21 protein-coding genes and 3 pseudogenes are annotated in these 24697 nt (G+C 67.3%); 10 read left to right on the top strand and 14 right to left on the bottom strand.

Going from position 1 to position 24697, the window contains the following annotated elements; all coding sequences use genetic code 11:
- Positions 1 to 122: 122 nt before the first annotated feature.
- Positions 123 to 1028 (bottom strand): CoA transferase, encoded by a 906-nt coding sequence (locus ACVMK0_RS11515; protein ID WP_476463870.1) that lies wholly within the window; start codon positions 1026 to 1028, stop codon positions 123 to 125.
- Positions 1025 to 1594: a thioredoxin family protein gene (locus tag ACVMK0_RS11510; RefSeq protein WP_476463869.1), complete on the bottom strand. Its 570-nt coding sequence runs from the start codon at positions 1592 to 1594 to the stop codon at positions 1025 to 1027. Before ACVMK0_RS11510 ends, ACVMK0_RS11515 begins: the two co-directional genes overlap by 4 nt.
- Positions 1595 to 1844: 250 nt before the next feature.
- Between ACVMK0_RS11510 and ACVMK0_RS11505 the strand changes: the two are divergent.
- The 3 genes and pseudogenes from ACVMK0_RS11505 to ACVMK0_RS11495 form a co-directional block, all read left to right on the top strand.
- A pseudogene (locus ACVMK0_RS11505) lies at positions 1845 to 2153 on the top strand (sodium-dependent bicarbonate transport family permease); the annotation flags it as partial.
- A 61-nt stretch (positions 2154 to 2214) separates the two neighbouring features.
- Positions 2215 to 2658, top strand: coding sequence for a sodium-dependent bicarbonate transport family permease (locus ACVMK0_RS11500; RefSeq protein ID WP_476463868.1), 444 nt, complete (start codon positions 2215 to 2217; stop codon positions 2656 to 2658).
- A 79-nt stretch (positions 2659 to 2737) separates the two neighbouring features.
- Positions 2738 to 3118, top strand: coding sequence for a hypothetical protein (locus ACVMK0_RS11495; protein ID WP_476463867.1), 381 nt, complete (start codon positions 2738 to 2740; stop codon positions 3116 to 3118).
- Here the strand turns inward: ACVMK0_RS11495 and fba are convergent.
- From fba to ACVMK0_RS11455, 8 genes and pseudogenes are all read right to left on the bottom strand, one after another.
- The gene (gene fba, locus ACVMK0_RS11490) at positions 3115 to 4182 is read right to left on the bottom strand and encodes a class II fructose-bisphosphate aldolase (RefSeq protein ID WP_476463866.1); all 1068 of its coding nucleotides are present in this window, start codon (positions 4180 to 4182) and stop codon (positions 3115 to 3117) included. The genes ACVMK0_RS11495 and fba overlap by 4 nt on opposite strands.
- Before the next feature lie 65 nt (positions 4183 to 4247).
- Complete coding sequence (locus ACVMK0_RS11485; RefSeq protein WP_476463865.1) at positions 4248 to 5438, bottom strand: phosphoglycerate kinase; 1191 nt, start codon at positions 5436 to 5438, stop codon at positions 4248 to 4250.
- A gap of 13 nt (positions 5439 to 5451) precedes the next feature.
- Positions 5452 to 6459, bottom strand: coding sequence for a type I glyceraldehyde-3-phosphate dehydrogenase (gene gap / locus ACVMK0_RS11480; RefSeq protein WP_476463864.1), 1008 nt, complete (start codon positions 6457 to 6459; stop codon positions 5452 to 5454).
- Positions 6460 to 6521: 62 nt separating this feature from the next.
- Positions 6522 to 7220, bottom strand: coding sequence for a phosphoglycolate phosphatase (gene gph, locus ACVMK0_RS11475; protein ID WP_476463863.1), 699 nt, complete (start codon positions 7218 to 7220; stop codon positions 6522 to 6524).
- Positions 7221 to 7300: 80 nt separating this feature from the next.
- The gene (gene tkt, locus ACVMK0_RS11470; protein WP_476463862.1) at positions 7301 to 9322 is read right to left on the bottom strand and encodes a transketolase; all 2022 of its coding nucleotides are present in this window, start codon (positions 9320 to 9322) and stop codon (positions 7301 to 7303) included.
- A 27-nt stretch (positions 9323 to 9349) separates the two neighbouring features.
- A pseudogene (locus ACVMK0_RS11465) lies at positions 9350 to 10233 on the bottom strand (phosphoribulokinase).
- A gap of 55 nt (positions 10234 to 10288) precedes the next feature.
- Positions 10289 to 11163 (bottom strand): annotated as a pseudogene (locus ACVMK0_RS11460) (class 1 fructose-bisphosphatase).
- Between the two features lie 79 nt (positions 11164 to 11242).
- The gene (locus tag ACVMK0_RS11455; RefSeq protein WP_476463861.1) at positions 11243 to 12010 is read right to left on the bottom strand and encodes an HAD-IA family hydrolase; all 768 of its coding nucleotides are present in this window, start codon (positions 12008 to 12010) and stop codon (positions 11243 to 11245) included.
- 99 nt (positions 12011 to 12109) lie between these two features.
- Here ACVMK0_RS11455 and ACVMK0_RS11450 point away from each other — a divergent pair, with 99 nt between their 5' ends.
- The gene (locus ACVMK0_RS11450; RefSeq protein WP_476463860.1) at positions 12110 to 13057 is read left to right on the top strand and encodes a LysR substrate-binding domain-containing protein; all 948 of its coding nucleotides are present in this window, start codon (positions 12110 to 12112) and stop codon (positions 13055 to 13057) included.
- On the opposite strand, the gene pyk is transcribed toward ACVMK0_RS11450, so the two are convergent.
- A complete protein-coding gene (gene pyk, locus ACVMK0_RS11445; protein WP_045537177.1) occupies positions 13035 to 14465 on the bottom strand; it encodes a pyruvate kinase in 1431 nt (476 codons plus the stop codon). The genes ACVMK0_RS11450 and pyk overlap by 23 nt on opposite strands.
- Positions 14466 to 14592: 127 nt before the next feature.
- Positions 14593 to 15537 (bottom strand): LysR family transcriptional regulator, encoded by a 945-nt coding sequence (locus ACVMK0_RS11440; protein ID WP_476463859.1) that lies wholly within the window; start codon positions 15535 to 15537, stop codon positions 14593 to 14595.
- 154 nt (positions 15538 to 15691) lie between these two features.
- Between ACVMK0_RS11440 and ACVMK0_RS11435 the strand changes: the two genes are divergently transcribed.
- The 6 genes from ACVMK0_RS11435 to ACVMK0_RS11410 all read left to right on the top strand — a co-directional run bounded on the left by ACVMK0_RS11435 (position 15692) and on the right by ACVMK0_RS11410 (position 21752).
- A complete protein-coding gene (locus tag ACVMK0_RS11435) occupies positions 15692 to 17113 on the top strand; it encodes a form I ribulose bisphosphate carboxylase large subunit (RefSeq protein ID WP_476463858.1) in 1422 nt (473 codons plus the stop codon).
- Between the two features lie 53 nt (positions 17114 to 17166).
- Positions 17167 to 17493, top strand: a complete 327-nt coding sequence (locus ACVMK0_RS11430) for a ribulose bisphosphate carboxylase small subunit (RefSeq protein WP_476463857.1) — start codon at positions 17167 to 17169, stop codon at positions 17491 to 17493.
- 108 nt (positions 17494 to 17601) lie between these two features.
- Positions 17602 to 19449, top strand: a complete 1848-nt coding sequence (locus ACVMK0_RS11425; RefSeq protein WP_476463856.1) for a CsoS2 family carboxysome shell protein — start codon at positions 17602 to 17604, stop codon at positions 19447 to 19449.
- A gap of 47 nt (positions 19450 to 19496) precedes the next feature.
- Positions 19497 to 20552, top strand: coding sequence for a carboxysome shell carbonic anhydrase (locus ACVMK0_RS11420; protein WP_476463855.1), 1056 nt, complete (start codon positions 19497 to 19499; stop codon positions 20550 to 20552).
- Positions 20553 to 20556: 4 nt separating this feature from the next.
- Positions 20557 to 21384, top strand: coding sequence for a S1 family peptidase (locus ACVMK0_RS11415; RefSeq protein WP_476463854.1), 828 nt, complete (start codon positions 20557 to 20559; stop codon positions 21382 to 21384).
- 74 nt (positions 21385 to 21458) lie between these two features.
- A complete protein-coding gene (locus ACVMK0_RS11410; protein ID WP_052468525.1) occupies positions 21459 to 21752 on the top strand; it encodes a DciA family protein in 294 nt (97 codons plus the stop codon).
- On the opposite strand, the gene ACVMK0_RS11405 is transcribed toward ACVMK0_RS11410, so the two are convergent.
- Together ACVMK0_RS11405 and ACVMK0_RS11400 are read right to left on the bottom strand one after the other, a co-directional pair.
- Complete coding sequence (locus ACVMK0_RS11405) at positions 21724 to 23127, bottom strand: sensor histidine kinase (RefSeq protein ID WP_476463853.1); 1404 nt, start codon at positions 23125 to 23127, stop codon at positions 21724 to 21726. The genes ACVMK0_RS11410 and ACVMK0_RS11405 overlap by 29 nt on opposite strands.
- 69 nt (positions 23128 to 23196) lie before the next feature.
- Positions 23197 to 24681 (bottom strand): nickel-dependent hydrogenase large subunit, encoded by a 1485-nt coding sequence (locus ACVMK0_RS11400; protein WP_476463852.1) that lies wholly within the window; start codon positions 24679 to 24681, stop codon positions 23197 to 23199.
- Between the last annotated feature and the right edge of the window lie 16 nt (positions 24682 to 24697).

The raw sequence follows: 24697 nt of genomic DNA, 5'->3' as shown, positions 1-24697 counted from the left end.
AGGGTCGACCGCTGGGGTGGGCGGCGCCAAAGCATTGTAGGCGCGAAGCCATGTCGATGCTGCCAGAGCGGGCCGCTTCCATTTAGCCATCAAGCTCAAGATGGCGCCGACGGCTGGGCGTGTCAGGCAGTCAAAATGTGCAGGGGCAGATCGTGGGCCGTGGCCAACTGCTCCAGCTGCACGCAGCTGCGCTGCGCCATGAAGGCGGCCACCGCCCGGTGCGCCTGTGCGCTGCCCCAGTCGGGCGCATCGGGCGTGCCCAAATCGGCTAGGCCGACCAAACGCGCCAAGGTGGCCGCGAAATGCGGCTCCAGCGCCGCCAGCGCCACCCGGCCGTCCAAGCAGGGGTAAATGCGGTACGTGGCCTGCCCACCGCCCAGCAGGGCACCGGCTGGCGTAAGGCCCCATTGCCGTGGCAAAGCCAGCCAGTGCGCGGCCTCGGTGAGCGAGACTTCGCGGTGCGCGCCGCTGCCGCTGCCGCTGCGCTGGCGCTGTGCCAGCACCTGCAGCACCGCCTCGCTGGCCAGCAGGGCCCCGGCCATGTCGGCCAGCAGGCTCACGGGCATCTCGAGCCCCGGCACCAGCCCGGCCTCGGCCTGGTAGCTCAGGTCGTGGCCGGGCTCGTCGGCGCGCGCACCCGCTGCCCCGACGATGGCCACCGTGCACAGCTTGGGGTAACGCGCCTGCATAGACTCGGCATCGAGGCCGAGGCGGCGCAAGGCTGCGGGCCTAAAAGATGTCAGCAGCACGTCCGAGCGCCCCAGCAGGGCGTGCAAGCGGCGCTGGCCGGCAGGGCTTTTGAGGTCGAGCGTGGTCTGCCAGATGCCGCGGCACAGCTGCTGCTGCGCCTGCGGGCTGTACTGCGCCATCGGGTCGCCGCTGGGCGGCAGCACCTGGGTGCAGCGCGCCCCCATGGCATGCAGGCGCTGCAAGGCCGCTGGACCGGGCAGATTCAGCGCCAGACTGAGCAGGCGCGTGCCTTGCAAGGCGTTGAGCTTGAGGCTGCCCGAGGCGCGACCCGAATTCATTGTGGCTCGTGGCCCGGCTTCCACTTGATATTGCAGCCCAGACTGGGACGCTGCTCGGCCGCAGGGGCGCGCCCAGCCAGCACGGCCTCGATGGCGGCGCGCAAATCCTGCCCCGTCACCGGCACGCCATTGCCGGGGCGGGCGTCGTCGAACTGACCGCGATAGACCAGCCGGTGCGCCGCGTCGTAGAGGAAAAAGTCGGGCGTGCAGGCGGCTTGGTAAGCCTGCGCCACCGCCTGCGTTTCATCGTAGAGGTAGGGAAAGGCAAAGCCGCTGCGCTGGGCCAGTTGCGCCATTTGGTCGGGCGCGTCGTCGGGGTAGCGCGTCACGTCGTTGGCGTTGATCGCCACCACCGCCAAGCCTTGGGTTTGGTAGTGGTTGAGCAGCCGCACCAGCTCGTCGAGGATGTGCAGCACGAAGGGGCAGTGGTTGCAGGTGTACAGCACCAGCAGCGGCTGGCCGCTGAAGTCCGACCGCTGCACCAGCCGGGCGCTGAGCGGCTCGGGCAAAGAGAAATCGGGGGCGGCGCTGCCCAGCGCACGCATGGTCGAGGGGGTGCGGGCCATAGGTGTGTTGCCTCCAACGTGGCGAGGTGGTCTGACAAGGCGAGGCGAGCGTGGGCGCGCAAGACTGGCCCTGCGTGCGCCCCAGCGGCTGGCGCTCATTCTAAGCCCAGCCTTTTGCGTCGGCTCAGTTTGGGCCAGCGGTCATGGTTAATTTTCACCTTACTCGACTATAAATTATTTATGACTTTACCTGAATCATCATCATCGGTCTAATGCGCAACTGCCCTGAGCAACAACTGAAAGTGACACCATGCCTGGCTTCGACTTACTCATCGCCAACCTGATTCAACCTATCATTCTGGCCTTCATTCTGGGGGCGATTGCGGGTTTTTTGCGCAGCGAGCTCGAGCTGCCCGCCGCCGTCATCAGCCTGCTGGCGATCTACCTGCTGTTTTCCATCGGCCTCGAGGGCGGGCGCGGGCTGGCGCAGGCCGACTTGGGCGGCCTCATGCCCCTGATCGGGCTGACGCTGCTCATGGTCGTGGCCATCCCGCTGCTGGTCTATTCGGTGACGCGGCTGCTGGGGCGCTTTGACATCAGCAACGCGGCGGCGCTGGCGGCGCACTACGGCTCGGTCTCGACCGCCACCTTTTTCTCCTCGCTCACCTTGAGCCACCGCCATGGGCACACCGGCGGGCGGCTACATGGTGGCGATGGTGGCGCTGATGGAGTTTGCCGTGATCTTCTCGCTGCTCATCGCGCGCGTGGCCATGGCGCGTGTCTTGCTCGAGATGGGCATGACGGCGGCGCGCCACATCCGCGCCTTTCGCGAAGTGGGCTGGTTCATGCTCGGTTTTGGCACCCTGATGCCGGTGCTCAACGGCATCGTCGGCGTGACGCTGGGGCAATTGATCGGGCTGGACGTGGGCGGCTCCTTCGTCTTTGGCGCCCTGTGCGCCAGCGCCTCGTTCATCGACGCGCCTGCGGCCTGCCGCGCCTCGCTGCCCGAGGCCAACCCGGGCATCTACCTGACTTCGTCGTTGGGCATCACGCTGCCCTTCAACCTGCTGCTGGGTTTGCCGCTCTACTATAGCTACGCGCTCTGGCTGTACCGGGTTATTTGAGCATCGACGCATCAGCGCGCTGGATCTGCCCCTTTTGCCCTATCGGCCCAATCTGCCCCCCTTTTTCTGGAGACCCGCCATGAAACGCCAACTCGAACAAAAAAAGATGCTCATCCTGATCGCCGCCAAGCCCTTGCAGCGCATGGCGATCGAAACCTTGGCCCCGCGCGGCATCGGCGGCTACACCATCTCCACGGTCACCGGCTCCGGTACCTCGGGGCTCAACACCGGCACCCTGCCCAGCGACAGCAATGTGATGATCCATCATCATTCTGTCGGAGCGGCGCTTGGTCGGGGTGCTCGAAGACATCGACGCTCTGATGGAGCGCGGCTACCGCATCAAAGCGATCGTGCAAGACATCCAGATCCTGCCGCGCAAGGTGGCAGAGGCTCCGGCCAGCGCATAAAAAAACCCGCTTTGAGGGCGGGGGTCGGTTGCTTGGGGGGCTTCGGTGTTTAGCCGATCAGCGGCTTGAGCTCGCCTTTGTCGTAGCGCTTTTGCATCGCTTCCAGCGAGTAGATGGCGCCGATTTTGGACGCCATGCCGGCCGAGCCAAAGGCGCGGTAGCGGTCTTCGCAGATCGCTTGCATGGCTTTGGTGGCTTCTTTGAGGAATTTGCGCGGGTCGAAGTTTTTGCGATCGGCGGCCAAGTGGCGGCGGATGGCGCCGGTGCTGGCCATGCGCAAATCGGTGTCGATATTGACCTTGCGCACGCCGTTTTTGATGCCTTCGACGATTTCTTCCACCGGCACGCCGTAGGTCTGACCCATGTCGCCGCCGTGCTGGTTGATGACCGCCAGCCAGTCTTCGGGCACGCTCGAGCTGCCGTGCATCACCAAGTGCACGTTGGGGATGCGCTGGTGGATGGCTTTGACGCGGTCGATGCGCAGCACCTTGCCGGTGGGCTTGCTGCTGAACTTGTAGGCGCCGTGGCTGGTGCCGATGGCGATGGCCAGCGCATCGACTTGGGTTTTTTGCACGAAGTCGGCGGCTTCGTCGGGGTCGGTGAGCAGCATCGAGTGGTCGAGCTCGCCCTCGGCGCCGTGGCCGTCTTCCTCGCCGGCTTTGCCGGTTTCGAGCGAGCCCAAGCAGCCCAGCTCGCCCTCAACCGAGACGCCGCAGGCGTGCGCGAGCTCGACCACTTTGCGCGTGACCTCGACGTTGTACTCGTAGCTGGCCGGGGTTTTGCCGTCTTCGCGCAGGCTGCCGTCCATCATCACCGAGCTAAAGCCCGACTGGATGGAGCGAAAGCACACGCCCGGCGTGGCGCCGTGGTCTTGGTGCATGCAGATCGGGATGTGCGGGTACATCTCGATGGCGGCGGCGATCAGGTGGCGCAAAAAGGGCTCGCCGGCGTAGGAGCGCGCGCCGGCCGAGCCTTGCAGAATCACCGGGCTGTTGACTGCGGCAGCGGCCTGCATGATGGCCTGCACCTGCTCGAGGTTGTTGACGTTGAAGGCGGGCAGACCGTAGCCGTGTTCGGCGGCGTGGTCCAGCAGTTGACGCAATGAAATCAGGGCCATGGAAAATCCTCTGGTTCGGGGCTGGGGGGGTGTAAAAGGGGAAGCTCGCAGAGGCTTGCAGCCTCTCAGGCACGCCGCGCCAGCACCTCGAAGGCCGGCAGCGTTTTGCCCTCGAGCACTTCAAGGAAGGCGCCGCCGCCGGTGGAGATGTAGCCGACTTGCGACTCGATGCCGTATTTGGCGATGGCCGCCAGCGTGTCGCCGCCACCGGCGATGCTGAAGGCCGGGCTGGCGGCGATGGCGCGCGCGATGGCCTCGGTGCCTTGGGCGAAGGCGTCGAACTCGAACACGCCCACCGGACCGTTCCAGACGATGGTGCCGGCGCGCTCGAGCATGGCCGCCAGCCGGGCGGCGGTCTCGGGGCCGATGTCCAAGATCAGGTCGTCGGCGGCCACGTCGGCCACCGCTTTGACGCAGGCCTCGGCGTCGGCGGCAAAGCGCTTGGCCACCACCACGTCGGTGGGGATGGGCACCTCGGCCCCGCGCGCCTTCATGGCTTGCATCACGCTGCGCGCTTGCTCCACCAGGTCGGGCTCGGCCAGGCTGTGGCCGATCGGCAGCCCGGCGGCGAGCATGAAGGTGTTGGCGATGCCGCCGCCCACGATCAGGCCATCGACCTTGTCGGACAGGCTTTGCAAAATGCTGAGCTTGGTGCTGACCTTGGAGCCGGCCACGATCGCCAGCAGCGGGCGCTTGGGGTTGGCCAGCGCCAAGCCGATGGCGTCCATTTCGGCCGCCAGCAGCGGGCCGGCGCAGGCCAGCGGCGCGGTCTCGGCGATGCCGTAGGTGCTGGCTTCGGCGCGGTGCGCGGTGCCAAAGGCGTCGTGGACGAAAATATCGCACAGGCGCCCGAGTTTGGCCGCCAGCTGCGGGCTGTTTTTCTTCTCGCCGGGGTTGAGGCGGCAGTTTTCCAGCAGCACCACCTGGCCCGGCTGCACTTCAAAGCCGCCATCGACCCAATCGGTGACCAGGGGCACCGGGCGGCCCAGCAGCTCGGCCATGCGCGCCGCCACCGGGGCCAGCGAGTCCACGGGGCGCCACACGCCTTCGCTCGGGCGCCCGAGGTGCGAGGTCACCATCACCGCCGCGCCGGCCTCGAGCGCCATGCGCACCGCCGGCATGCTGGCGCGCACCCGCGTGTCTTCGCTGATCTGGCCGTCCGGGGTCAGCGGCACGTTCAGGTCGGCGCGGATGAACACCCGCTTGCCCGTGGCCTGGCCACTGGCGCATACATCAGAAAACCGCAGGAAGTTCATCGCGCGCCCTTGGTTATTTGGCTGCCTGGGCAACCACGCGCGCCATGTCGAGGCACTTGCAGGAGTAGCCCCACTCGTTGTCGTACCACGTCACCACCTTGACGAAGGTGCTGTCGAGCGCAATGCCGGCATCGGCGTCAAACACGCTGGTGCAGCGCTCGCCGCGGAAGTCGCTCGCCACCACCTTGTCTTCGGTGTAGCCGAGCACGCCCTTGAGCGCGCCTTGGCTCTGGGCCTTCATTTCGGCGCAGATCTCGGCGTAGCTGGCCGGGTTGCTGAGCTCGACCGTGAGATCGACCACCGACACGTCGCTGGTGGGCACGCGAAACGCCATGCCGGTGAGCTTTCCCTTGATCGCCGGAATCACCACGCCCACCGCCTTGGCCGCGCCGGTGCTGCTGGGGATGATGTTCTCTAGGATGCCGCGGCCGCCGCGCCAGTCTTTGTTGCTGGGCGAATCGACGGTTTTCTGGGTGGCGGTGGCGGCGTGCACGGTGGTCATGAGGCCGCGCTTGATGCCCCACTTGTCGTTGAGCACCTTGGCCACCGGGGCCAGGCAGTTGGTGGTGCAGCTGGCGTTGCTGATGATGGCCTGACCGGCGTAGCTGTTGTGGTTGACGCCATAGACGAACATCGGCGTGTCGTCTTTGGACGGGGCCGACATGATGACCTTTTTGGCCCCAGCGTCGAGGTGCTTTTGCGCGCCCTCTTGGGTCAGGAACAGGCCGGTGGCTTCGATCACCACCTCGGCGCCGACTTCGCCCCATTTGAGGTTGGCCGGGTCTTTTTCGGCCGTCAGGCGGATGCGCTGGCCGTTGACGATCAGGTCCTTGCCCTCGACCGCCACCTCACCCTTGAAACGGCCGTGCACGCTGTCGTATTGCAGCATGTAGGCCAGGTACTCGGGCTCGAGCAAGTCGTTGATGGCAACGATTTGGATGTCTTTGAACTCGGCGATGGCGGCACGGAAAACCATGCGCCCGATGCGCCCGAAACCGTTGATGCCGACTTTGATGCTCATGATGGAATGTCTCCGGGGTTGAAAACAAAAATTGTAAGGCTTGCCCTGCGGCGCTCTGGTTTTTAAAACGCCGTGGGCAGCAAGGCGCTCACATCGACGATGACGCGATCGGGCGCGCTGGCGGCGATCGGCTGACCCATGTTGTAACCGTAGGGCAGCACCCAGACCGCGATGCCGGCGTTGCGCGCCGTGGCCACGTCGATCGACGAGTCGCCGACGAACAGCGCACGCTCTGGCGCCACGCCAAACTGCTGCAAACAGGACTCGATGCCGGCCGGATCGGGTTTTTTGACCGCCAGCGTGTCGCCGCAGACGACGCGGTCAAAGGCTGCGTCGAGCTGGTGCGCGTCCAGCACGGCTTGGGTGTAGCGCGCCTCTTTGTTGGTCACCAGCGCCAGCCGCACGCCGGCAGCGCGCAGCGCCGTGAGCGTGGCGCGCACCTGCGGGTAGAGCTGGCTGCGGCTGCCGCAACGGCGCAAATAGTGCTCGCCAAAGGCGGCCTCGATGGTCGCAAACTGCGCCGAGCCGCGCACCGCCTCGGCCGTGGTGTGGGTGGCTTGGGCCAGGGCTTGGATCAGCAGTTCGCGCGTGCCATGGCCGATCCAGTCGGTGATCTGCTGCTGGCTGGCCGGGGCGTGGCCAAATTGCAGCAGGGTGTCGTTGACGGCGTCGGCGATCTCGGGTGCGGTTTCGATCAGCGTGCCGTCGAGGTCGAACAGAATCAGGTCGTGGGGGCGGTCGCCAAGGGGGGTGGTGTTCACGTCGTGCGGCAAGGGGTGTGCTGGGGGCTGGGCTGTAAGGGTTGGCTAGGGGGTGGGCTCTAAGAGTTCGAGCCAAAGTTTCAGGCGCTGCGGCGCAGCAGGGCGCGCACCGCGTCGGCGGCGCGCTCGGGCGTGAGGCCGAAGTGGCGGTACAGGTCTTTGGCCGGTGCCGATTCGCCATAGGTGGCGATGCCCAGCACCTTGCCGCTGCGGCCCACGTATTTGTGCCAAAAGTCGGGCTGCGCCGCCTCCAGCGCCAGCGCCGGCAGCCCCGGCGGCAGCACCTGGTCTTGGTAGGCTGGCGGCTGGCGGTCGAACACGTTGGTGCAAGGCATCGAGACCACGCGCACGCGCACGCCCTCGGCGGCCAGCAGGGCCTGGGCCTGCAGGGCGATTTCGACTTCGGAACCGGTGGCCACGATCAGCGCCTGCGCAGCGGCCACTTCTGCCAGCACGTAGCCGCCCTGGCGGATGGCGTCGACCTGCGCCAGCGTGCTCACGCGCGGCAGGTTCTGGCGCGACAGGCACAGGGCCGCCGGGCCGTCGCGGCGCTCGATCGCGCAAGCCCAAGCCACGGCGGTCTCGAGCCCGTCGGCCGGGCGCCAGACGTCGAGGTTCGGGATCAGGCGCAGGCTCGGCACGTGCTCGATCGACTGGTGCGTGGGGCCGTCTTCGCCCAAGCCGATGCTGTCGTGGGTGAAGACGTGGATCACGCGCTGCTTCATCAGCGCCGCCATGCGGATGGCGTTGCGCGAGTAGTCGCTAAAAGTGAGGAAGGTGCCGCCGTAGGGCAGGTAGCCGCCGTGCAGGGCGATGCCGTTCATGATCGCGGCCATGCCGAACTCGCGCACGCCGTAGCTCAGGTGGTTGCCCCAGGTGTCGCGGCCGGCCTTGACGCAGCCCTTGAAATTGGTCAGGTTGGAGCCGGTGAGGTCGGCGCTGCCGCCAAAGAACTCGGGCAGCAGCGGCGCCAGCGCGTCGAGCGCGTTTTGGCTCGCTTTGCGCGTGGCGATGGCTTCGGGCTTGGCCGCGATGGCCTCCAGCAGCGCCGGCAGGCGGGCTTCAAAGTCGGGCGGCAGCTGGCCCGCCATGCGGCGCTCGAACTCGGCCGCCTGTTGCGGAAATTCGCGGCCATAGGCTTGCCAGCGCTGCTGCCATACGGCCTCGGCTTGGGCGCCGGCGGCGCGCGCATCCCACGCGGCGGCGACGTCGGCCGGCACCACGAACGGGGCGTGCTCCCAGCCCAGCGCGGCGCGGGTGGCCGCGACTTCGGCCGCGCCCAAGGCGGCGCCGTGCACGTCGTGGGTGCCGGCTTTGTTGGGCGCGCCCTTGCCGATCACGGTCTGGCAGCAGATCAGGGTCGGCTTGCCGTCGGCGGCGGCGGATTGCTGTTTGGCTTGCCGCAGCGCCGCGTCCACCGCCGCTGGGTCGTGGCCATCGACGCGCGCGATCACGTTCCAGCCATAGGCCTCGAAGCGCTTGGGCGTGTCGTCGGTGAACCAGCCCTCGACGTGGCCGTCGATGCTGATGCCGTTGTCGTCGTAAAAAGCGATCAGCTTGGGCAGGCGCAGCGTGCCGGCGAGCGAACAGACTTCGTGGCTGATGCCCTCCATCAGGCAGCCGTCGCCCAAAAAGACGTAGGTGTGGTGATCGACCACGCGGTGGCCGGGGCGGTTGAATTCGGCCGCCAGCAGCTTTTCGGCCAGCGCCATGCCGACCGCGTTGGCCAAGCCCTGCCCCAGCGGGCCGGTGGTGGTCTCCACCCCCGGGGTGATGCCGACTTCGGGGTGCCCGGCGGTCTTGCTGTGCAGTTGGCGAAAGTTTTGCAGCTCGCTCAGCGGCAGGTCGTAGCCGCTCAGGTGCAGCAGCGCGTAGATCAGCATCGAACCGTGGCCGTTGGAGAGCACGAAGCGGTCGCGGTCGGGCCAGTGCGGGTTCGTGGGGTTGTGCTTGAGGTGGCGGTTCCAGAGCACTTCGGCGATCTCGGCCATGCCCATCGGGGCGCCGGGGTGGCCGCTCTTGGCTTTTTCCACGGCATCGACGGCCAACATGCGGATCGCGTTGGCCATCTGTCGGGCCAGTTCGGGGGTGGGGGTGTTCATGCGTAGGGTTTGAGGTCGGAATCGGTTTCAGGCCAGACCGAGCGCGCGTTTTTTGCGCTCCATCATGCGCCAGATGAAGGGCGTGAAGATGAGCTGCATCGTCAGTTCCATCTTGCCCCCGGGCACCACGATGGTGTTGGCGCGGCTCATCCACGACCCGTTGATCATACTCAGCAAATACTGGAAATCGATGCCCTTGGGCTGGGCAAAACGCACCACGCACACGCTTTCGTCGGCGGTGGGGATGTCGCGCGTGATGAACGGGTTCGAGGTGTCCACCACCGGCACGCGCTGGAAGTTGACGTGCGTGAGGCCAAACTGCGGCACGATGTAGTGCACGTAGTCGGGCATGCGGCGCAAAATCGTGTCCACCACCGCCTCTTGGCTGTAGCCGCGCTGGGTTTTGTCGCGGATCAGCTTCTGGATCCACTCGAGGTTGATGGTCGGCACCACGCCGATGAGCAAATCGGGGTAGCGTGCCACATCCACGCTCTCGGTCTTGACGGCGCCGTGCAGGCCCTCGTAGAACAGCAAGTCGGTGCCAGCGGGCAAGTCGGTCCACGGGGTGAAGGTGCCGGACTCCAATCCGTAGGGCGCGGCCTCGAGCTCGTTGTGCAGGTACAGGCGGCTTTTCCTTGGCCGCTGGCGGCGTAATCGCGAAACAGCGCCTCGAGCTGCTCAAACAGATTGCCCTCGGCGCCAAAGTGGCTGAAGTGCCGGTTGCCGCTGGCTTCTTCCTCGGCCATGCGCTGCTTCATGGCCTTGCGCTCAAAGCGGTGGAAGCTGTCGCCCTCGATCACGGCGGCCTTGACGCCCTCGCGCCTAAAGATATTCTGAAAGGTGCGCGTGACGGTCGAGGTACCGGCACCCGACGAACCGGTGATGGCGATGATGGGGTGGCGTTCGGACATGGCGGGGTCTCCTAATGGGTATTTGGCTAAGGGCGGCTTGCGCCGCTGCGGGGCTTCAGTCTCTGAACAACGAGCGCGAAGCGAACAGCGGCTCGCCCTCTTTGGCCTGCGCGGGTTCGCGGTGGTAGCGCTCGATGCGCTCAACTTCGTTCTTGCTGCCAAACACCAAGCCAATGCGCTGGTGCAGCGAGGTCGGAACCACGTCCATCATGGGTTCGCGCCCGGTGCTGGCGCGGCCACCGGCTTGCTCCATGAGCATCCCGACCGGGTTGGCTTCGTAGAGCAGGCGCAGACGGCCCGGCTTGAGCGGGTCTTTGGTGTCGCGCGGGTACATGAACACGCCGCCGCGCATCAGGATGCGGTGCGCCTCGGCCACCATCGAAGCGATCCAGCGCATGTTGAAGTCTTTGCCGCGCACGCCCGTCTTGCCAGCTAGGCATTCATCGACGTAGCGCTTGACCGCCGCCTCCCAGAAGCGGCTGTTGATCACCTCTTTGGGCGCGCGCAGCACTGAAAAGATGCTGCCCACCGAGACGTTGACGTCGATGTTGCTGGAGCCGTCGAGCGGGTCGAACACCAGCAGGTAGGGGCCGCGCGGGTACTGCGCCGGGATCTGGTGCGGCAAATCCATCTCCTCGGACGCCATGCCCGCCAAGTGGCCCGACCACTCGGTGCGCTGCAGGAACAATTCGTTGCTCAGCACGTCGAGCTTCTTTTGCGTTTCGCCCTGCACATTGACGCTGCCGCCGTCCTCGGGGGCGTAGTTACCCATGGCCCCCCGAGCTCGCCGTAGGCCACGGTGCGCGCTATCGCTTTGCAGGCCAAGGTCACGTCGAGGATCAGGGCGTTGAAGTCGCCACTGGCCTGCGGGAAGCGGCGCCGCTCCTCGATCAGAAACTGGGTCAGCGTGGAGCGGTTGGTCTGGAGCATGGTTTGTCTCGCTGGTTTTTTATGAAAATGGCGCGGTGCGGGTGTGCGGCATCCGCTGTGGCTGGGCGCTGTGGGCGCATCAGCGCTTGGTTGCACCCGGCGGCTTAATCACGGGCCGTCGGCTGCCCCGTGCCGCCTCGCGCTCGCTCAGCCACTGGCGCAACTGCCCCAAATCGAGCTGGCTCAAGTCGGGCAGCACGCGCAGCGCGGTGCCAAAATCGTGCTGCGCGGTGTAGCTGCTGGGGGTGATGACGGTTGCCAGCCCCGCCGCCGTGGCCGACTGCAGGCCATTGGCCGAGTCCTCGAAGGCCACGCACTGCGCCGGGTCGAGGCGCATGTCGGCCAGCACCTTGAGATAGACCTGCGGGTGCGGTTTTTTGAGGGGCGCGTTGCTGGCGTCGCCGATGGCCAGAAAGTGGCTGCGCCAGTCTGGCCCGATGGCCGTGCGCAGCAGCGCCGCGATGTTCACCGGCGAGGTGGTGGTGGCGATCGCCAGCTGCAGGCCCTGGTTGAGCGCGGCCTGCATGAGCGTGAGCACGCCCGGGCGCAGCGCCACCGCGCCGGCGCTGATGGCTTGCTCGTAGCAAGCGGTTTTGATTTCGTGCAGCCGCGCCACGGTGTCGCGCACGGCGCCGCCATCGACCTCTTTCAGACCCGGCTGCACCATGCGCCAGTAGTGCAGCAGGCGCTCTTTGCCGCCCGAGACGTCGAGCAGTTGGGTGTAGAGCGGCACGTCCCAATGCCAGCCCAGCCCCTCTTGCGCGAAGGCGTGGTTGAACGCTGCGAGGTGCACGCTCTCGGTGTCGGCCAGGGTGCCATCGACGTCGAAGATCAGGGCATTGAGCATAGAAAGCGGCGTGCAAATTTAGGGGGAAACCGCAATGTAGTTTCAAAGCCAGATAAGGTAAATTTACGTTTTATTCACAACCGATTCAGGATAAGCTGAGTGAAAAACACCACCTTTCGCCAACTCAGGGTTTTCACTGAGGTCGCGCGCCACCTCAGTTTTGCCCGCGCCGCCGAAGCCCTGCACCTCACGCCGCCTGCCGTGACCATGCAAATCAAGGAGTTGGAAGACAACGTGGGGCTGCCGCTGTTCGAGCGCAGCGGCCGCAAGGTGTCGCTGACCACCGCCGGCGAGTACATGCTGGTCTATGCGCGCAGGATTTTGGCCACGCTCAAAGACGCCCAAGACGCCGCCGCGCGCCTGAAACGGGTCGAGGTTGGGCAGCTGACGATCGGCATGGTGGGCACGGCGCAGTATTTTTTGCCGCACCTGATCGGCCAGTTCCGGCTCGAACACGCGGGCGTGGAAACGCGGCTGGTGCTGGGCAACCACGACCAGCTGCTGCGCATGCTGCAAGGCGGTGAGGTGGACATCGCCATCATGGGCCAGCCGCCCAAAGAACTGGCCACGCGCACCGAACCCTTTGCCGCCAACCCGCTGGTGTTCGTGGCCTCGACCGATCACCCCTTGCTCAAAATCGGCCACCCCACGGCGCAAGCGCTGGAGCCCTATGGCTTCATCGTGCGCGAGCGCGGCTCGGGCACCCGGGCGGCGATGGAGAAGTTTTTGCAAAGCACCCGCTTGCAGCCGCGCGTGGTGATGGAGATGTCGAGCAACGAGGCCATCAAGCAGGCGGTGATGGCCGGCATGGGCTTGAGCTTTTTGTCGCTGCACACCATCGGGTTGGAACTGCAGCACGGCCTGATTGCCCGGCTCGAGGTGGAGGCCACGCCGGTGGTGCGGGCGTGGAATCTGGTGCACACCTTGTCGAAAGTGCTCTCGCCGGCGGCCGAGGCCTTTCGCTACTTCATCCTCGAGCGCGGCGAGGGTTTTCTGGCGGCGCGCTTCGGACAGTTGCTGCCCTTTAACCCACCCGCGAAATTCTGAGCATGTTGGTGCCGCCCGGGGTGCCCATGGGTTCGCCGCAGGTGATGGCATAGACGTCGCCGGCGGCGACGATACCGCGCGCCTTGAGGTGCTGCTCGGCCTGGGCCAGCGCGGTGTCGCGGTCGGTGCTGGAGTCCACCAGCATCGGGTGCACGTTGCGATAGACCGCCATGCGCCGCTGCGCCCGCAGGCGCGGCGTCAGTGCGTAGATGGGAATGTGCACCTTGTGGCGGCTCATCCAGAGCGCGGTCGAGCCCGATTCGGTCAGCGCCACGATCGCCTTGGCGCCTAGGTGCGAGGCGGTGAAGAGCGCGCCCATGGCGATCGACTGGTCGATGCGGGTGAAGGTTTTGCCGCTGAAGTCGGACTCGAGGTCGTGCCGGTCGGCGCGTTCGGCGGCCTCGCAGATCAGGGCCATTTCGCGCACCGTTTCGAGCGGGAACTTGCCGGCGGCGGTTTCGGCGCTGAGCATCACGGCGTCGGTGCCGTCGAGCACGGCGTTGGCCACGTCGCTGACTTCGGCGCGCGTGGGCATGGGGGCGTGGATCATGCTCTCCATCATCTGCGTGGCGGTGATGACGAAGCGGTCGTGCGCGTGCGCCAGCCGGATCATGCGCTTTTGCAGCGCCGGCACGGCTGCGTTGCCGACCTCGACCGCCAGATCGCCGCGCGCGACCATGATGCCGTCGCTGGCCAGCACGATGCTCTCGAGCACCGGGATGGCTTCGGCGCGCTCGATCTTGGCGATCAGGGCCGGCTGCGGGCCGTCTGGGTTGGCCAAGTGGCACAGCTGGCGCGCCAGCTCCATATCGGCCGCGTCTTTGGGGAAGCTCACGGCCACAAAATCGACCTGCAGCGCCATCGCCACCTTCAGGTCTTCCATGTCTTTGGCGGTGAGCGCCGGGGCGGTGAGGCCGCCGCCGCGCTTGTTGATGCCCTTGTGGTTGGAGAGCTCGCCGCCTTGCAGCACCTCGGTGTGCACCGCCGCGCCCTCAAGGCGCAGCACCTGCAGCACGATCAGGCCGTCATTGAGCAGCAGCACGTCGCCCACCTGCACCTCGTCGGGCAGGCTCTTGTAGTCGAGCCCCACGGCGGTTTCGTCGCCCGGCAGGCTGCGCGCGGCGTCGAGCACGAAGGGCTGGCCCGTTTGCAGCTGCACGCGCCCTTGGGCAAATTTGCCGACGCGGATTTTCGGCCCTTGCAGGTCGGCCATGATGCCCACCACCCGCCCGGCGCTTTGCGCCGCAGCGCGCACCATGGCTGCGCGCTGGCGGTGCTCGTCGGCGGTGCCGTGCGAGAAATTGAGCCGCACCACGTTCACGCCGGCCTCGATGATGGCTTGCAATATCTCGGGCGTGTTGGAAGCCGGCCCGAGGGTGGCGACGATCTTGGTGGCGCGTGGGGTCATGGGGGCTCCGGGCTGCTGCGGTGATGGATGAAACATTATTCCAGATCGTGAAGTGCGGCCCGTGACGGCGCCGCCCCTGCTTGGCCCTTGTGCCCTGCCAGCGCCTTCAATACTTCTGTGGCCCCGCTTAAGCATCGCCTGAGGCGGCGCCAGCGCTGTGGTCTCCGGCCCTCTCGGGGCTGCGGTGGGTGTACAGCCAGTCTTTGAAGGCCAGCGCCGCCGCCGACAGGCGCTTGCCCTGCGGATAAACCACGTACCAGCGCCGGATCAGCGGGAAACCCTGCACGTCGAGCTGCACCAGCTCGCCCAGCGCCAGTTCGGCGACCACCGTGTGCGCCGACAGCACCGCCAACCCCAAGCCACCGGCCACGGTCTGCTTGATGGCCTCGTTGCTGGCGAGTTCGAGCCGGGGTTTGATTGCAATCCCCTGGCTGGCAAAAAAGCGCTCGCTCGTCAGGCGCGTGCCCGATCCCGGTTCGCGCAGCACAAAGGGCAGGCCCTGCAGGCGCTGCGAGTCGATCTGGCGCTGGCCGGCCAAGGGGTGATCGGGTGGCGCCACCAGCACCAGCGGGTTGTCGGCCAAGGGCTCGCTCACCAGCGCCAGCTGCTCGGGCGGTTGGCCCATGATGGTCAGGTCGTCCAGGTTGTGCGCCAAGCGCTGCAGCAGCAGCTCGCGGTTGCCCACCTGCATGCTGACCTCGATACCAGGATGAACGGCGCAAAAACGCCCCAGCAGCTTGGGCACGGTGTATTTGACGGTGGTCAGGATCGCCAGCTTGATGCTGCCGCGCTCCACCCCTTGCAGGGCCGACAGGTCGGCGCTCAGGCGCTCCATGCGCGTTTCGATGTCGTGGCAGGCATCGGCCAGCGTGCGCCCGCTGGCGGTGAGAAAAATCTTTTTGCCGATCTGCTCGAACAAGGGCTGCCCGACGGTCTCGGACAGCTGCTTGACTTGCAGCGACAGCGTGGGCGGCGACAGGTGCAGCGCCTCGGCGGCGCGGGCGAAGCTGGCGTGGCGCGCCACGGCGTGAAAGATGCGCAGCTGGTGCAGGGTGAGGTGACGCAGATTCATGGCCGTGAGTTTACCTCAATAAAACATGACAGTCTAAACAATTTACTTGTATCAAACAAAAAAGGGGCCAACAATGCACCACATTGGATCGGCACCCAACAACACAGCAAGGGTGCAGGTACTTGGTTCCACCCTTCTACAAACAGGAGCAAGCATGGCTGTCAAGTCTTACAGTGCCGGTGTCAAAGAATACCGTCAAACCTATTGGATGCCCGATTACATCCCGCTCGACACCGACCTGCTGGCGGTGTTCAAAATCACCGCACAGGCGGGGGTGGATCGCGAAGAGGCCGCAGCGGCGGTGGCAGCCGAATCGTCCACCGGCACCTGGACCACGGTCTGGACTGACTTGCTCACCGACCTCGACTACTACAAGGGCCGCGCCTACCGCATCGAAGACGTGCCCGGCGACGACAGCTGCTTCTACGCCTTCATCGCCTACCCGATCGACCTGTTTGAAGAGGGCTCGGTGGTCAACGTCTTCACCTCGCTGGTGGGCAACGTGTTCGGCTTCAAGGCCGTGCGTGCGCTGCGCCTCGAAGACGTGCGCTTCCCGATCGCCTACGTGAAAACCTGCGGCGGGCCACCGCACGGCATTCAGGTCGAGCGCGACATCTTGAACAAGTACGGGCGCCCGATGCTGGGTTGCACCATCAAGCCCAAACTCGGCTTGAGCGCCAAGAACTACGGCCGCGCCGTCTATGAGTGCCTGTGCGGCGGGCTCGATTTCACCAAGGACGACGAAAACGTCAACAGCCAACCGTTCATGCGCTGGCGCCAGCGCTTTGACTTTGTGCAAGAAGCCACGCTCAAAGCCGAGACCGAGACCGGCGAGCGCAAGGGCCACTACCTCAACGTCACGGCACCGACGCCCGAGGAAATGTACAAGCGCGCCGAGTACGCCAAAGAGATCGGTGCGCCGATCATCATGCACGACTACATCACGGCCGGCTTTTGCGCCAACACCGGCTTGGCCAACTGGTGCCGCGAAAACGGCATGCTGCTGCACATTCACCGCGCCATGCACGCCGTGATCGACCGCAACCCGCACCACGGCATCCACTTTCGCGTGCTGACCAAGATTTTGCGCCTCTCGGGCGGCGACCACCTGCACACCGGCACCGTGGTCGGCAAGCTCGAGGGCGACCGCGAGGCCACGCTGGGCTGGATCGATCTGCTGCGCGAATCGTTTGTGCCCGAAAACCGCGCCCGCGGCATCTTCTTTGACCAAGACTGGGGCTCGATGCCGGGTGTGTTCGCAGTCGCCTCGGGCGGCATCCACGTCTGGCACATGCCGGCGCTGGTGAGCATTTTTGGCGACGATTCGGTGCTGCAGTTCGGTGGCGGCACGCTCGGCCACCCTTGGGGCAACGCCGCCGGCGCCCACGCCAACCGGGTGGCGCTCGAGGCCTGCGTGCAAGCGCGCAACGAAGGCCGGCAACTGGAAAAAGAGGGCAAAGAAATCCTCACCGCCGCCGCCGCCCACAGCCCCGAGCTGAAGATCGCGATGGAAACCTGGAAAGAGATCAAGTTCGAGTTCGACACCGTCGACAAGCTCGACGTGACCCACAAGTGATGCCCGCATCCACACCTTCCAGCAACCCCATCGAGCATTGACAGGAGCCCATCATGGCCGTACAAGCCTACCAACAAACCCAGCGCTACGAGACCTTTTCCTACCTGCCGCCGATGAACCCCGAGCAGGTGCGGCGCCAGATCGCCTACGCCATTGCCCAAGGCTGGAACCCAGCGGTCGAGCACACCGAGCGCGGCACCGCCGCCACCAGCAGCTTTTGGTACATGTGGAAGCTGCCGCTGTTTGGCGAACAAAGCGTGGATGCGGTGCTGACCGAGGTCGAAGCCTGCCACCGCGAGTTTCCAAACCACGTGGTGCGCTTCGTGGCCTACGACAACTACTCGCAGAGCCAGGGCCTGGCCTTCGTGGTCTACCGCTGACACCGGCGGGCGCGCGGCAGCCGCTGTTGCGCCCACTTTTTTGTATCCACAAGCATCGCAAGGGCGGCGCGGTTTTGCTGCGCGCCAGAAAGTATCGAGGGGTGTGCCATGGGGCCTAGCACTGTCAAATACGGCGACGTGACGCTTTCCGGGCGCGAACTGGCGCGCCTGCGCCGCCAAGCCATGGCCACGGCGGGCAAGACCGCGAGCCGCGCCAGCGCGCAGTCGCTGTTGGCTCAGGTTCAATCCGGCAACCGCATGGGTTTGGGTGGGGTCGTGCTGGCCGCTGCCCATGTGAGCCCGAGCCCGCAGATTGAACAGCCACGCGGCGATGCAGCCAGCGAATGCGCTTGCACCGGCGCCGCGGGCGGTTGCGGTTGCAGCACCGAAGCCCACAGCGCCGCCCCGTCCCCGCAGCGCAACCCCTACGCCGCCCCCACGGGTCGCACCTTGGCCCGGGCCCGGCGCCAAGCGTTGGCGGCGGTGGGCAAACCCGGCATCCAGCGCGTGGCCAACGCCACCCGCATCGCTGCCTCGATGCCGGATCGCGCCGATTGGCAGACCGCGCTCGAGCAAGGCGCCACCGGTCGCCAGTTGGCGATGCAAAAACGGCTGGTGGCCTCGCTCACCGGACGCACCGAAGCCAACAGCCATGCAGCCGCCGTGCGCCCCAGCGGGCGCACCCGGCCGGCGCTGCAAAAGGTCGAAGCCGGCCACACCCTGAGCGGGCAAGAAGTCACCGGCACCCAAGTCGAGCGCAGCGGCAAGGTCACCGGCCAAGAACCCGGCACCTGCCGCAACGTCACCGGCACCGAATACATCGGCCAAGAGCAGTTTGAAGCCTGGTGCGAAGCGCGGCCGCAGCCACGGCCGCCCAAAGTCGGGCAGTCGCTCACCGCGGTGCAACAGCAGACCGTGAGCGGCACCGCAGTCGATCCCAAACCGCTGGTCACCGGCAACCAGACCGGCGCCTGCCGCGGCATCACCGGCACGCAGTACCTGGCCGCCGAAACGCTGCAACTGTGCCAAGACGAGGGGCTGCGGGGCGGCCCGCACAAGGTCAGCGTGATGTCCAGCCGTGGCCAGCAGACCGTGACCGGCGTCACGCTGCACAGCGGTGGCAGCGTCACCGGTGGTGAAGCCGGCGCGCAGCGCCCGATCACCGGCACCCAGTACGCCCGCTCCAGCAGCGCCAAAACGCAAGTGCAGCCAGCCAGCTGGCGGCCGCAATCGCTCACCGGCGACCGGCCCGGCGTGGGCGGCGGCGGTGTCACGGGCGACGAACGCGGCGCCTGCGAGCCGGTGACTGGCACGGCCTACATCGGGCCCGACAACCAGCACGCCTCGTGCCGCATCGACGGCGCCTGGCTCACGCGCCACCCCGAGCTGGCCCTAGAGCAGGTGCCGGCAGCACCGCAGGGCTTTAGCATCGTGCCGCCAGCGCGCCAGCGCGCCCCCGAGCGCGAGCGCTCGGTCACCGGCGTGGCCAGCGGCAGCGGCGGCGCCAGCGAGCGCATCACCGGCCCCGGCTTCAAGGCCCAAGGCATGATCACCGGCACGCCCGAGTTCCGCCACGGCTCCAGCCCCCGTGCCACTGGGCGCCTGCTTGCCAGCGATCGCACGCCAGCCGCGCCGACCGCACCCGCCGCCCCGGCCACACCGCCTGCAACGGCCTCCAGCCAGATCTCGGGCGACGGGCGCCAGCAGGGCAGCCGCGTCACCGGCGACGCCTGGAGCGGCAACAGCCGCGTCTCGGGCACCGAAGGCGCTTGGTCCCAAGGACGCAACCCGACGCTGCGCGGCCAGCCGCGCGGCGTGGGCATGGATGCACGGGCAGCGCGCGAGCAGGTGCGCGAACAAGTGCGCCCCGAAATTCCGCCCAGCCCAGTCACCGGCTCCTCGGGCAGCACCGGGCGCGGCGCCACGGTCACGGTATCGGGCGGCGCGCGCGGCTGAGCGCTACTACCGCCTAGTCCACCTCGTTTGACCTTGAAGCGCCAACCATGAACACCCTGCAACGCCGTCTGGCCCTGAGCGCACGCGCCAGCAGCCACCCTGCGCCCAGCGCACGGGCAGGAACGTCGGCGCGCACCCGGTCGGCTGGTGCGCCGCTGGTCCCAGAGCGCCCACAACATGCGCTGGTGGATGCGGCGCTCAACGACTGCCTGCGCCACTACGAGCTGACGCTGCGCGGCCGCTTTGCTGCCGTCACCGATGTGTTGCGCACACTCTCCAATCTGCAGCACGAGCGCGACTTTGCGCAGCAGGCGCAAGCGCTGGCGCTCGAGCGGCTGGGCTTTGAGTTGCCCGCCGACTGGCTGGCCAGCGCCTGGGTGCAGGGTGTCGATATGTCGGCAATGTACGCACACTGCCTGTTTGCGACCATTGCCGCTTCGGTGGATCACGCCGGCATCGACCAAGCCTGCTGGCAGCCGCGCATGACGCTGCAGAGCGTGCACTGGCACGCCTTGGGTTTTCACACCATCGACATCAGCCCCTGCGCCGACGGCCGCTTGCAGGGCCTGCTGCCCTTTGTGCTGCGCACCGCGCCCGCGCCTTTCGTCTGGGTCAAGGCCTACGCCGGCGCGCTGTTTGACGTCGAGCACGACGTGGCCGACTGGACCCAGCGCGAGCTCGAGCGCCTCACCGGGGCCATCGAAGGCGGCGACCGGCTCGACTACCTCAAAGTCGCGGCCTACCACTACAGCAGCTCGGCCCCCTGTGACCAAGGTTGCGCCGCCCACGGCGGCCACGACGCCGCCGCTGTGGCTGCGGCGATCGAGCGCCTGCACGCGCTGCAAGTGGCGGTGGACAACACCTATGGCCACGGCGCGGCACCGCAGGTGCTTCTGCTGGGGGTCGATACCGATTGCGACGCGATCCGCATCCACCTGCCCGACGCCAGCGGCCAGTTGCGCGCCGAACGCTACCTCGACAGCGCGGCGCTGTACCGCGCCACGCTGGGCCTGAGCGCCGCAGCGGCGCAGCAGGCGCTGGAGGCGGCCGAGCGCGCCATCGCCGCCATCAACCTGAACGCCGCCCCCCTAGGCGAGGACTAAAATCATGCACGTCGACACCGCCGCCAAACGCCTGCTGTTCCACACCGTGCGCGTCGATACCGTGCTCGCCGACGGCAGCTTGGGCTCGGGCACCGCCTTTGTGATCGAGCACGCGCACGCGCGCGGCCGCAGCCGCTTCGTGGTCACGAATCGGCACCTGGTCGAGGGCGTGCAGCGCGGCGCGCTGGTGTTCACGCGCGCCCACAATGGCCAGCCGCTGATCGGGCAGCGCTTTCAGATCGACATCGAAGACTTCCCACAGGCCTGGTTTTGCCACCCGCAGCCCGAGGTCGATCTGGCGCTGGTGCCGCTGCGGCCCTTGCTCGAGGCCGCGCAGGCCCAAGGCGTGGAGCTGTACGTGCAGCCTATCGACAGCCGCACCATGCCCAACGCGGCGGACAGCGCCGCTTTCGATGCGCTCGAGGATGTGCTGTTTGTCGGCTACCCGAGCGGCGTCTGGGATCAGGTCAACGCGCTGCCGATTCTGCGCCGCGGCAGCACCGCCACGGCGCTGGCGCTGGACTTCGAGGGCCGGGCCGAATTTCTGATCGACGCCGCCGTCTATCCGGGCTCCAGCGGCTCGCCGGTGTTCGTGCGCCGCCGCCGCAGCGACGGCGCGCCCGACGACACCAGCCAGAGCGCGCCTTGGTTTGCCGGCGTGGTGGCGGCGGTGTTTTTTCGCGAAGAAGCCAGCCGCCTGGTGCCGGTGCCGGTACCGGCCAGCGTCGGCGGCACGGTGCTGGGCAGCGAGATGATCGACCTCGGGCTGGTGATCAAGGCCAGCGCGGTGCAAGAGCTGCTGGCGGCCTACCTAGGGCGCTGGCTGGACTGAGCGGCTGGCGAGGCAATCGGTCGTGCCCGCCTTGAGGCTCCAAAACAGCGATAAAACAGCGATACTCAGGCTCCATGATTCCGCTCGAACAAGCCGTGCGCGCCTCCAGCGTGTTGTCGGCCATCACGCAGCGCGTGGCGCAGTCGCAGCAGCTGCTGCGCTTGGTGCTGCCGCTGCTGCCGCCGCCGCTGCGCGATCAGGTGAGCGCCGGCCCGCTCGACGACGGCGTCTGGTGCCTGCTGGTCCACAACCCCGCCGTGGGCAGCAAGCTGCGTCAGCTCGCCCCGGCCTTGCTGCAGGCCTTGCAGGCCAGCGGGCAGCCGGTGAGCGCGCTGCGCTTCAAGGTGCGCAAGCCCGTGGCAGGCTGAGCTCGAACTCGGCCCCGGCGTGGGCGCTGTTGCGCGCGCGCAGCTGGCCGCCGTGTTCCTCCACGATGCCGTAACTGATCGACAGCCCCAGGCCCGTGCCCTGCCCAACCGGTTTGGTGGTGTAAAAAGGGTCGAAAATGCGCGGCAGGTGCTCGGGCGCAATGCCCGCCCCGGCGTCGAGCACGCACACCCGCACCCAGCTGGCGTCGGCGGTCGCGCGGATCTCTACCCAGCGGCGCTCGGGGGGCTGGGTGGCCACGGCGTAGCAGGCGTTTTGCAGCAGGTTCATCAGCACCTGCTGCAACTGGCCCGCGCTGCCACGCACCGGCAGCGCCGTGGCCGGGCGCTGCCAGCGCAGCTGCACCGGCTCCGCCTGCCCCTTTTGCACCCAGGCGATCGCCAGCTCGATCACCGCCGCCAGCTCCAGCGGCTGGTGCTCCTGCGGGTCCATGGCCGAAAAGCGCTTGAGCCCCTGCACGATGTCGGCGGTGCGCTGCGCGCCCTCGAGCGTGCCGGCGATCAGTTCGGGCAGGTCGTCGAGCAAGCGGTCGATGCGCAGGCGCTGGCGCAGCGCACTCAGCTCGGCTAGGTCGGCCAGATCGGCCAGATCGGCATTGGGCCGCTGCTGGTGCACCGCGCTCAAGTAGCTTTGCAAGCGGTTGCAGTATTTTTGCAGCGCGTGGGTGTTGCCGAGCACGAAACTGATGGGGTTGTTGAGCTCGTGCGCCACCCCGGCCACCAGCTGCCCGAGCGAGGCCATTTTTTCGGAGTGCAGCAGCTGCTGCTGCGCGCTTTTGAGCGCCGCGTGCGCCGCTTGCAGCTCTTGGTAGGCGCGCTTGAGCTCGCCCGTGGGGCGCCCCACCCACACCGTGCCCAAACGGCGCCGCGCACCGCCGAAGCGCGGGGTGCAACTGGCATCGACCGATAGCGGCTGCCCATGGCGGTCGAGCAGGTTGAGCTCGATCTCCACCCCCTGCTGGGTGCTGCCTTGCATCGCCCGCTGCGCCCGCTCTTGGCTGCCTGCATCGGCCAGCAAGCGCGCCACCGGCTGGCCCACCAGCTCGGCTTCGCTGCGCCCCACCAGCTCGCACAAGGCGCGGTTGACCTGTTCGATGCGGCCGCTGCGGTCGCACACCACCAGCACGTCAGACATCGAGGCCATCACGCTGGCGATGAACTGCTGCTGCAACTCCAGTTCGGCGTTTTTTTGCTCCAGCTTGACCTCGTCGTCGATCAACTGGGTATAGACCTGCTCCATTTTCTGGATCACATCCAGCCAGGCGGATTCGTCCACGCCCTCGAGCGCACCGAGGCGCTCGAGGCTGCTGGCGGGCTCGGGCACAGCCCGGGCGGGCAAGGGTGGGCGCGCTGCCATGCGGGGCTCTGAAGGCTGGAGAGGCTGAATGGGAAGGGTGCTGGGTGTCGCCTTGTGGGCTGCGGCTTTTCAGTGTACCGTGCAGACCATGCAGGGGTCAAAGGAGCGCACCACGTGCTGCACCGCCACCGGCGTGTCTTCGCCGGCGCGCACCGGCGCCCCCACCAGCGCCTGTTCGAGCGCGCCCGGCACACCGGCGGCGTCGCGCGGGGCAAAGTTCCAGCTCGTGGGGGCCACGATCTGGTAGTTGGCAATGCGGCCCTGCTGCACCACCACCCAATGCCCCAAGCTGCCGCGCGCGGCCTCGGTCAGGCCCATGCCGCGCCCAGCCTCGGGCAGCGGCGCCGGCACGCAGAAGGCCTCGCCGGGCTGTATGGCTTGCAGCCAGCGCTCCATCAGCGGCAAGACTTGCGCAAGCTCGAGGGCGCGCGCCAGCACCCGCGTCAGCACGCTGCACCCATGCAGCGCCACCGCCTCGCACACCAGCGGCTGCCCGGCCACCAGCTGTCGCGCCAGCGCCCCCGTCTCCACCACCTGGCCGGCCCAGCGCGGCGCCTTGTTCCAGGTGTAGGCATCGGCTTTGTCGGGGGCCGGGCGGGTCAGGCCGCTCCAGGGGTGCAGCGCCACCGCAGCGCCCTCAGCGCCCGCCGGGCCCGACTCGAGCCAGCTGCGGCTGGCGTCTTCGCTGATGGCCTCGGGCTGCAGCGCCAGCACCTGCGCGCCACCGGGCTGCTGCTGCCAGACCCCGGCCGGCAGCGTCAGCGTGCCGTCGGGCTGCGGGTAGGTGCCGTAGCTCAGGCAGCGCCCCGGGCCCGCCCCCAAGCCGGCCAGCCCGGTGTCACGCGCCAGCATGAGGAAAAAACGCAAATCGCCGGCCTCGGGCTGCGCGGCGTGCCAGCGCCACAGCGCGGCTAGGCTGTCGAGGTCGTTGACGCGCTCCAGCGTATCGGCAAACAGCTGCTGCTCCAAAAAGGCGCGCCATTCGCGCAATTTGGCCCGCAGCCGCACCCGCTCGGCGGCGTCGATGGCGCGCGTGCTGCCGCCGGGCTCGATCGATTGCGTGTGCGGCCACTTGCCGCCCAGGGTGCCCAGCAGGGTGAAGGCGCGCTGGCGCGCCGCCAGCGCCTGGCGGGTCTGCACCCCGTGTTCGGGCAAGTAGCGGCGCCGGGCTTCACCGTGCCAAGGCCGGTCGGCGTACACCGGCCGGCAGAAGTCGGGCATAAAGAAGGCGTAAAAATGCGTCAGGTGGTCGGCCAGGTTTTCGGTCGCCAGCATCAGGTTGATGGCGTGCTGGCCGTTGGGCGGCGGCCGCACCCCGGCCAGATCGGCCAAGGCACGCGCCCCAGCCACCGACTGCGACACCGAGCAGATGCCGCAGATGCGGGGCACGAACACCAGCGCATCGTGCGCCAGCTTGCCGTGCAAAATCTGCTCGAAGCCGCGGTACATGGGCGCGTTCACGTGCGCCGCACGCACCGCGCCGTCGGCCACGTCGAGCGTGACCTCGAGGTCGCCCTCGACGCGGTTGAAGGGCCCAACGATCAGGCGGCTCATGGGCGTGCGTTCATGG

The sequence above is a fragment of the Serpentinimonas sp. SSL01 genome (assembly GCF_056323735.1).
The sequence above is the reverse complement of the archived record's forward strand: the minus strand, read 5'-3'. Positions and strand labels throughout refer to the sequence as shown.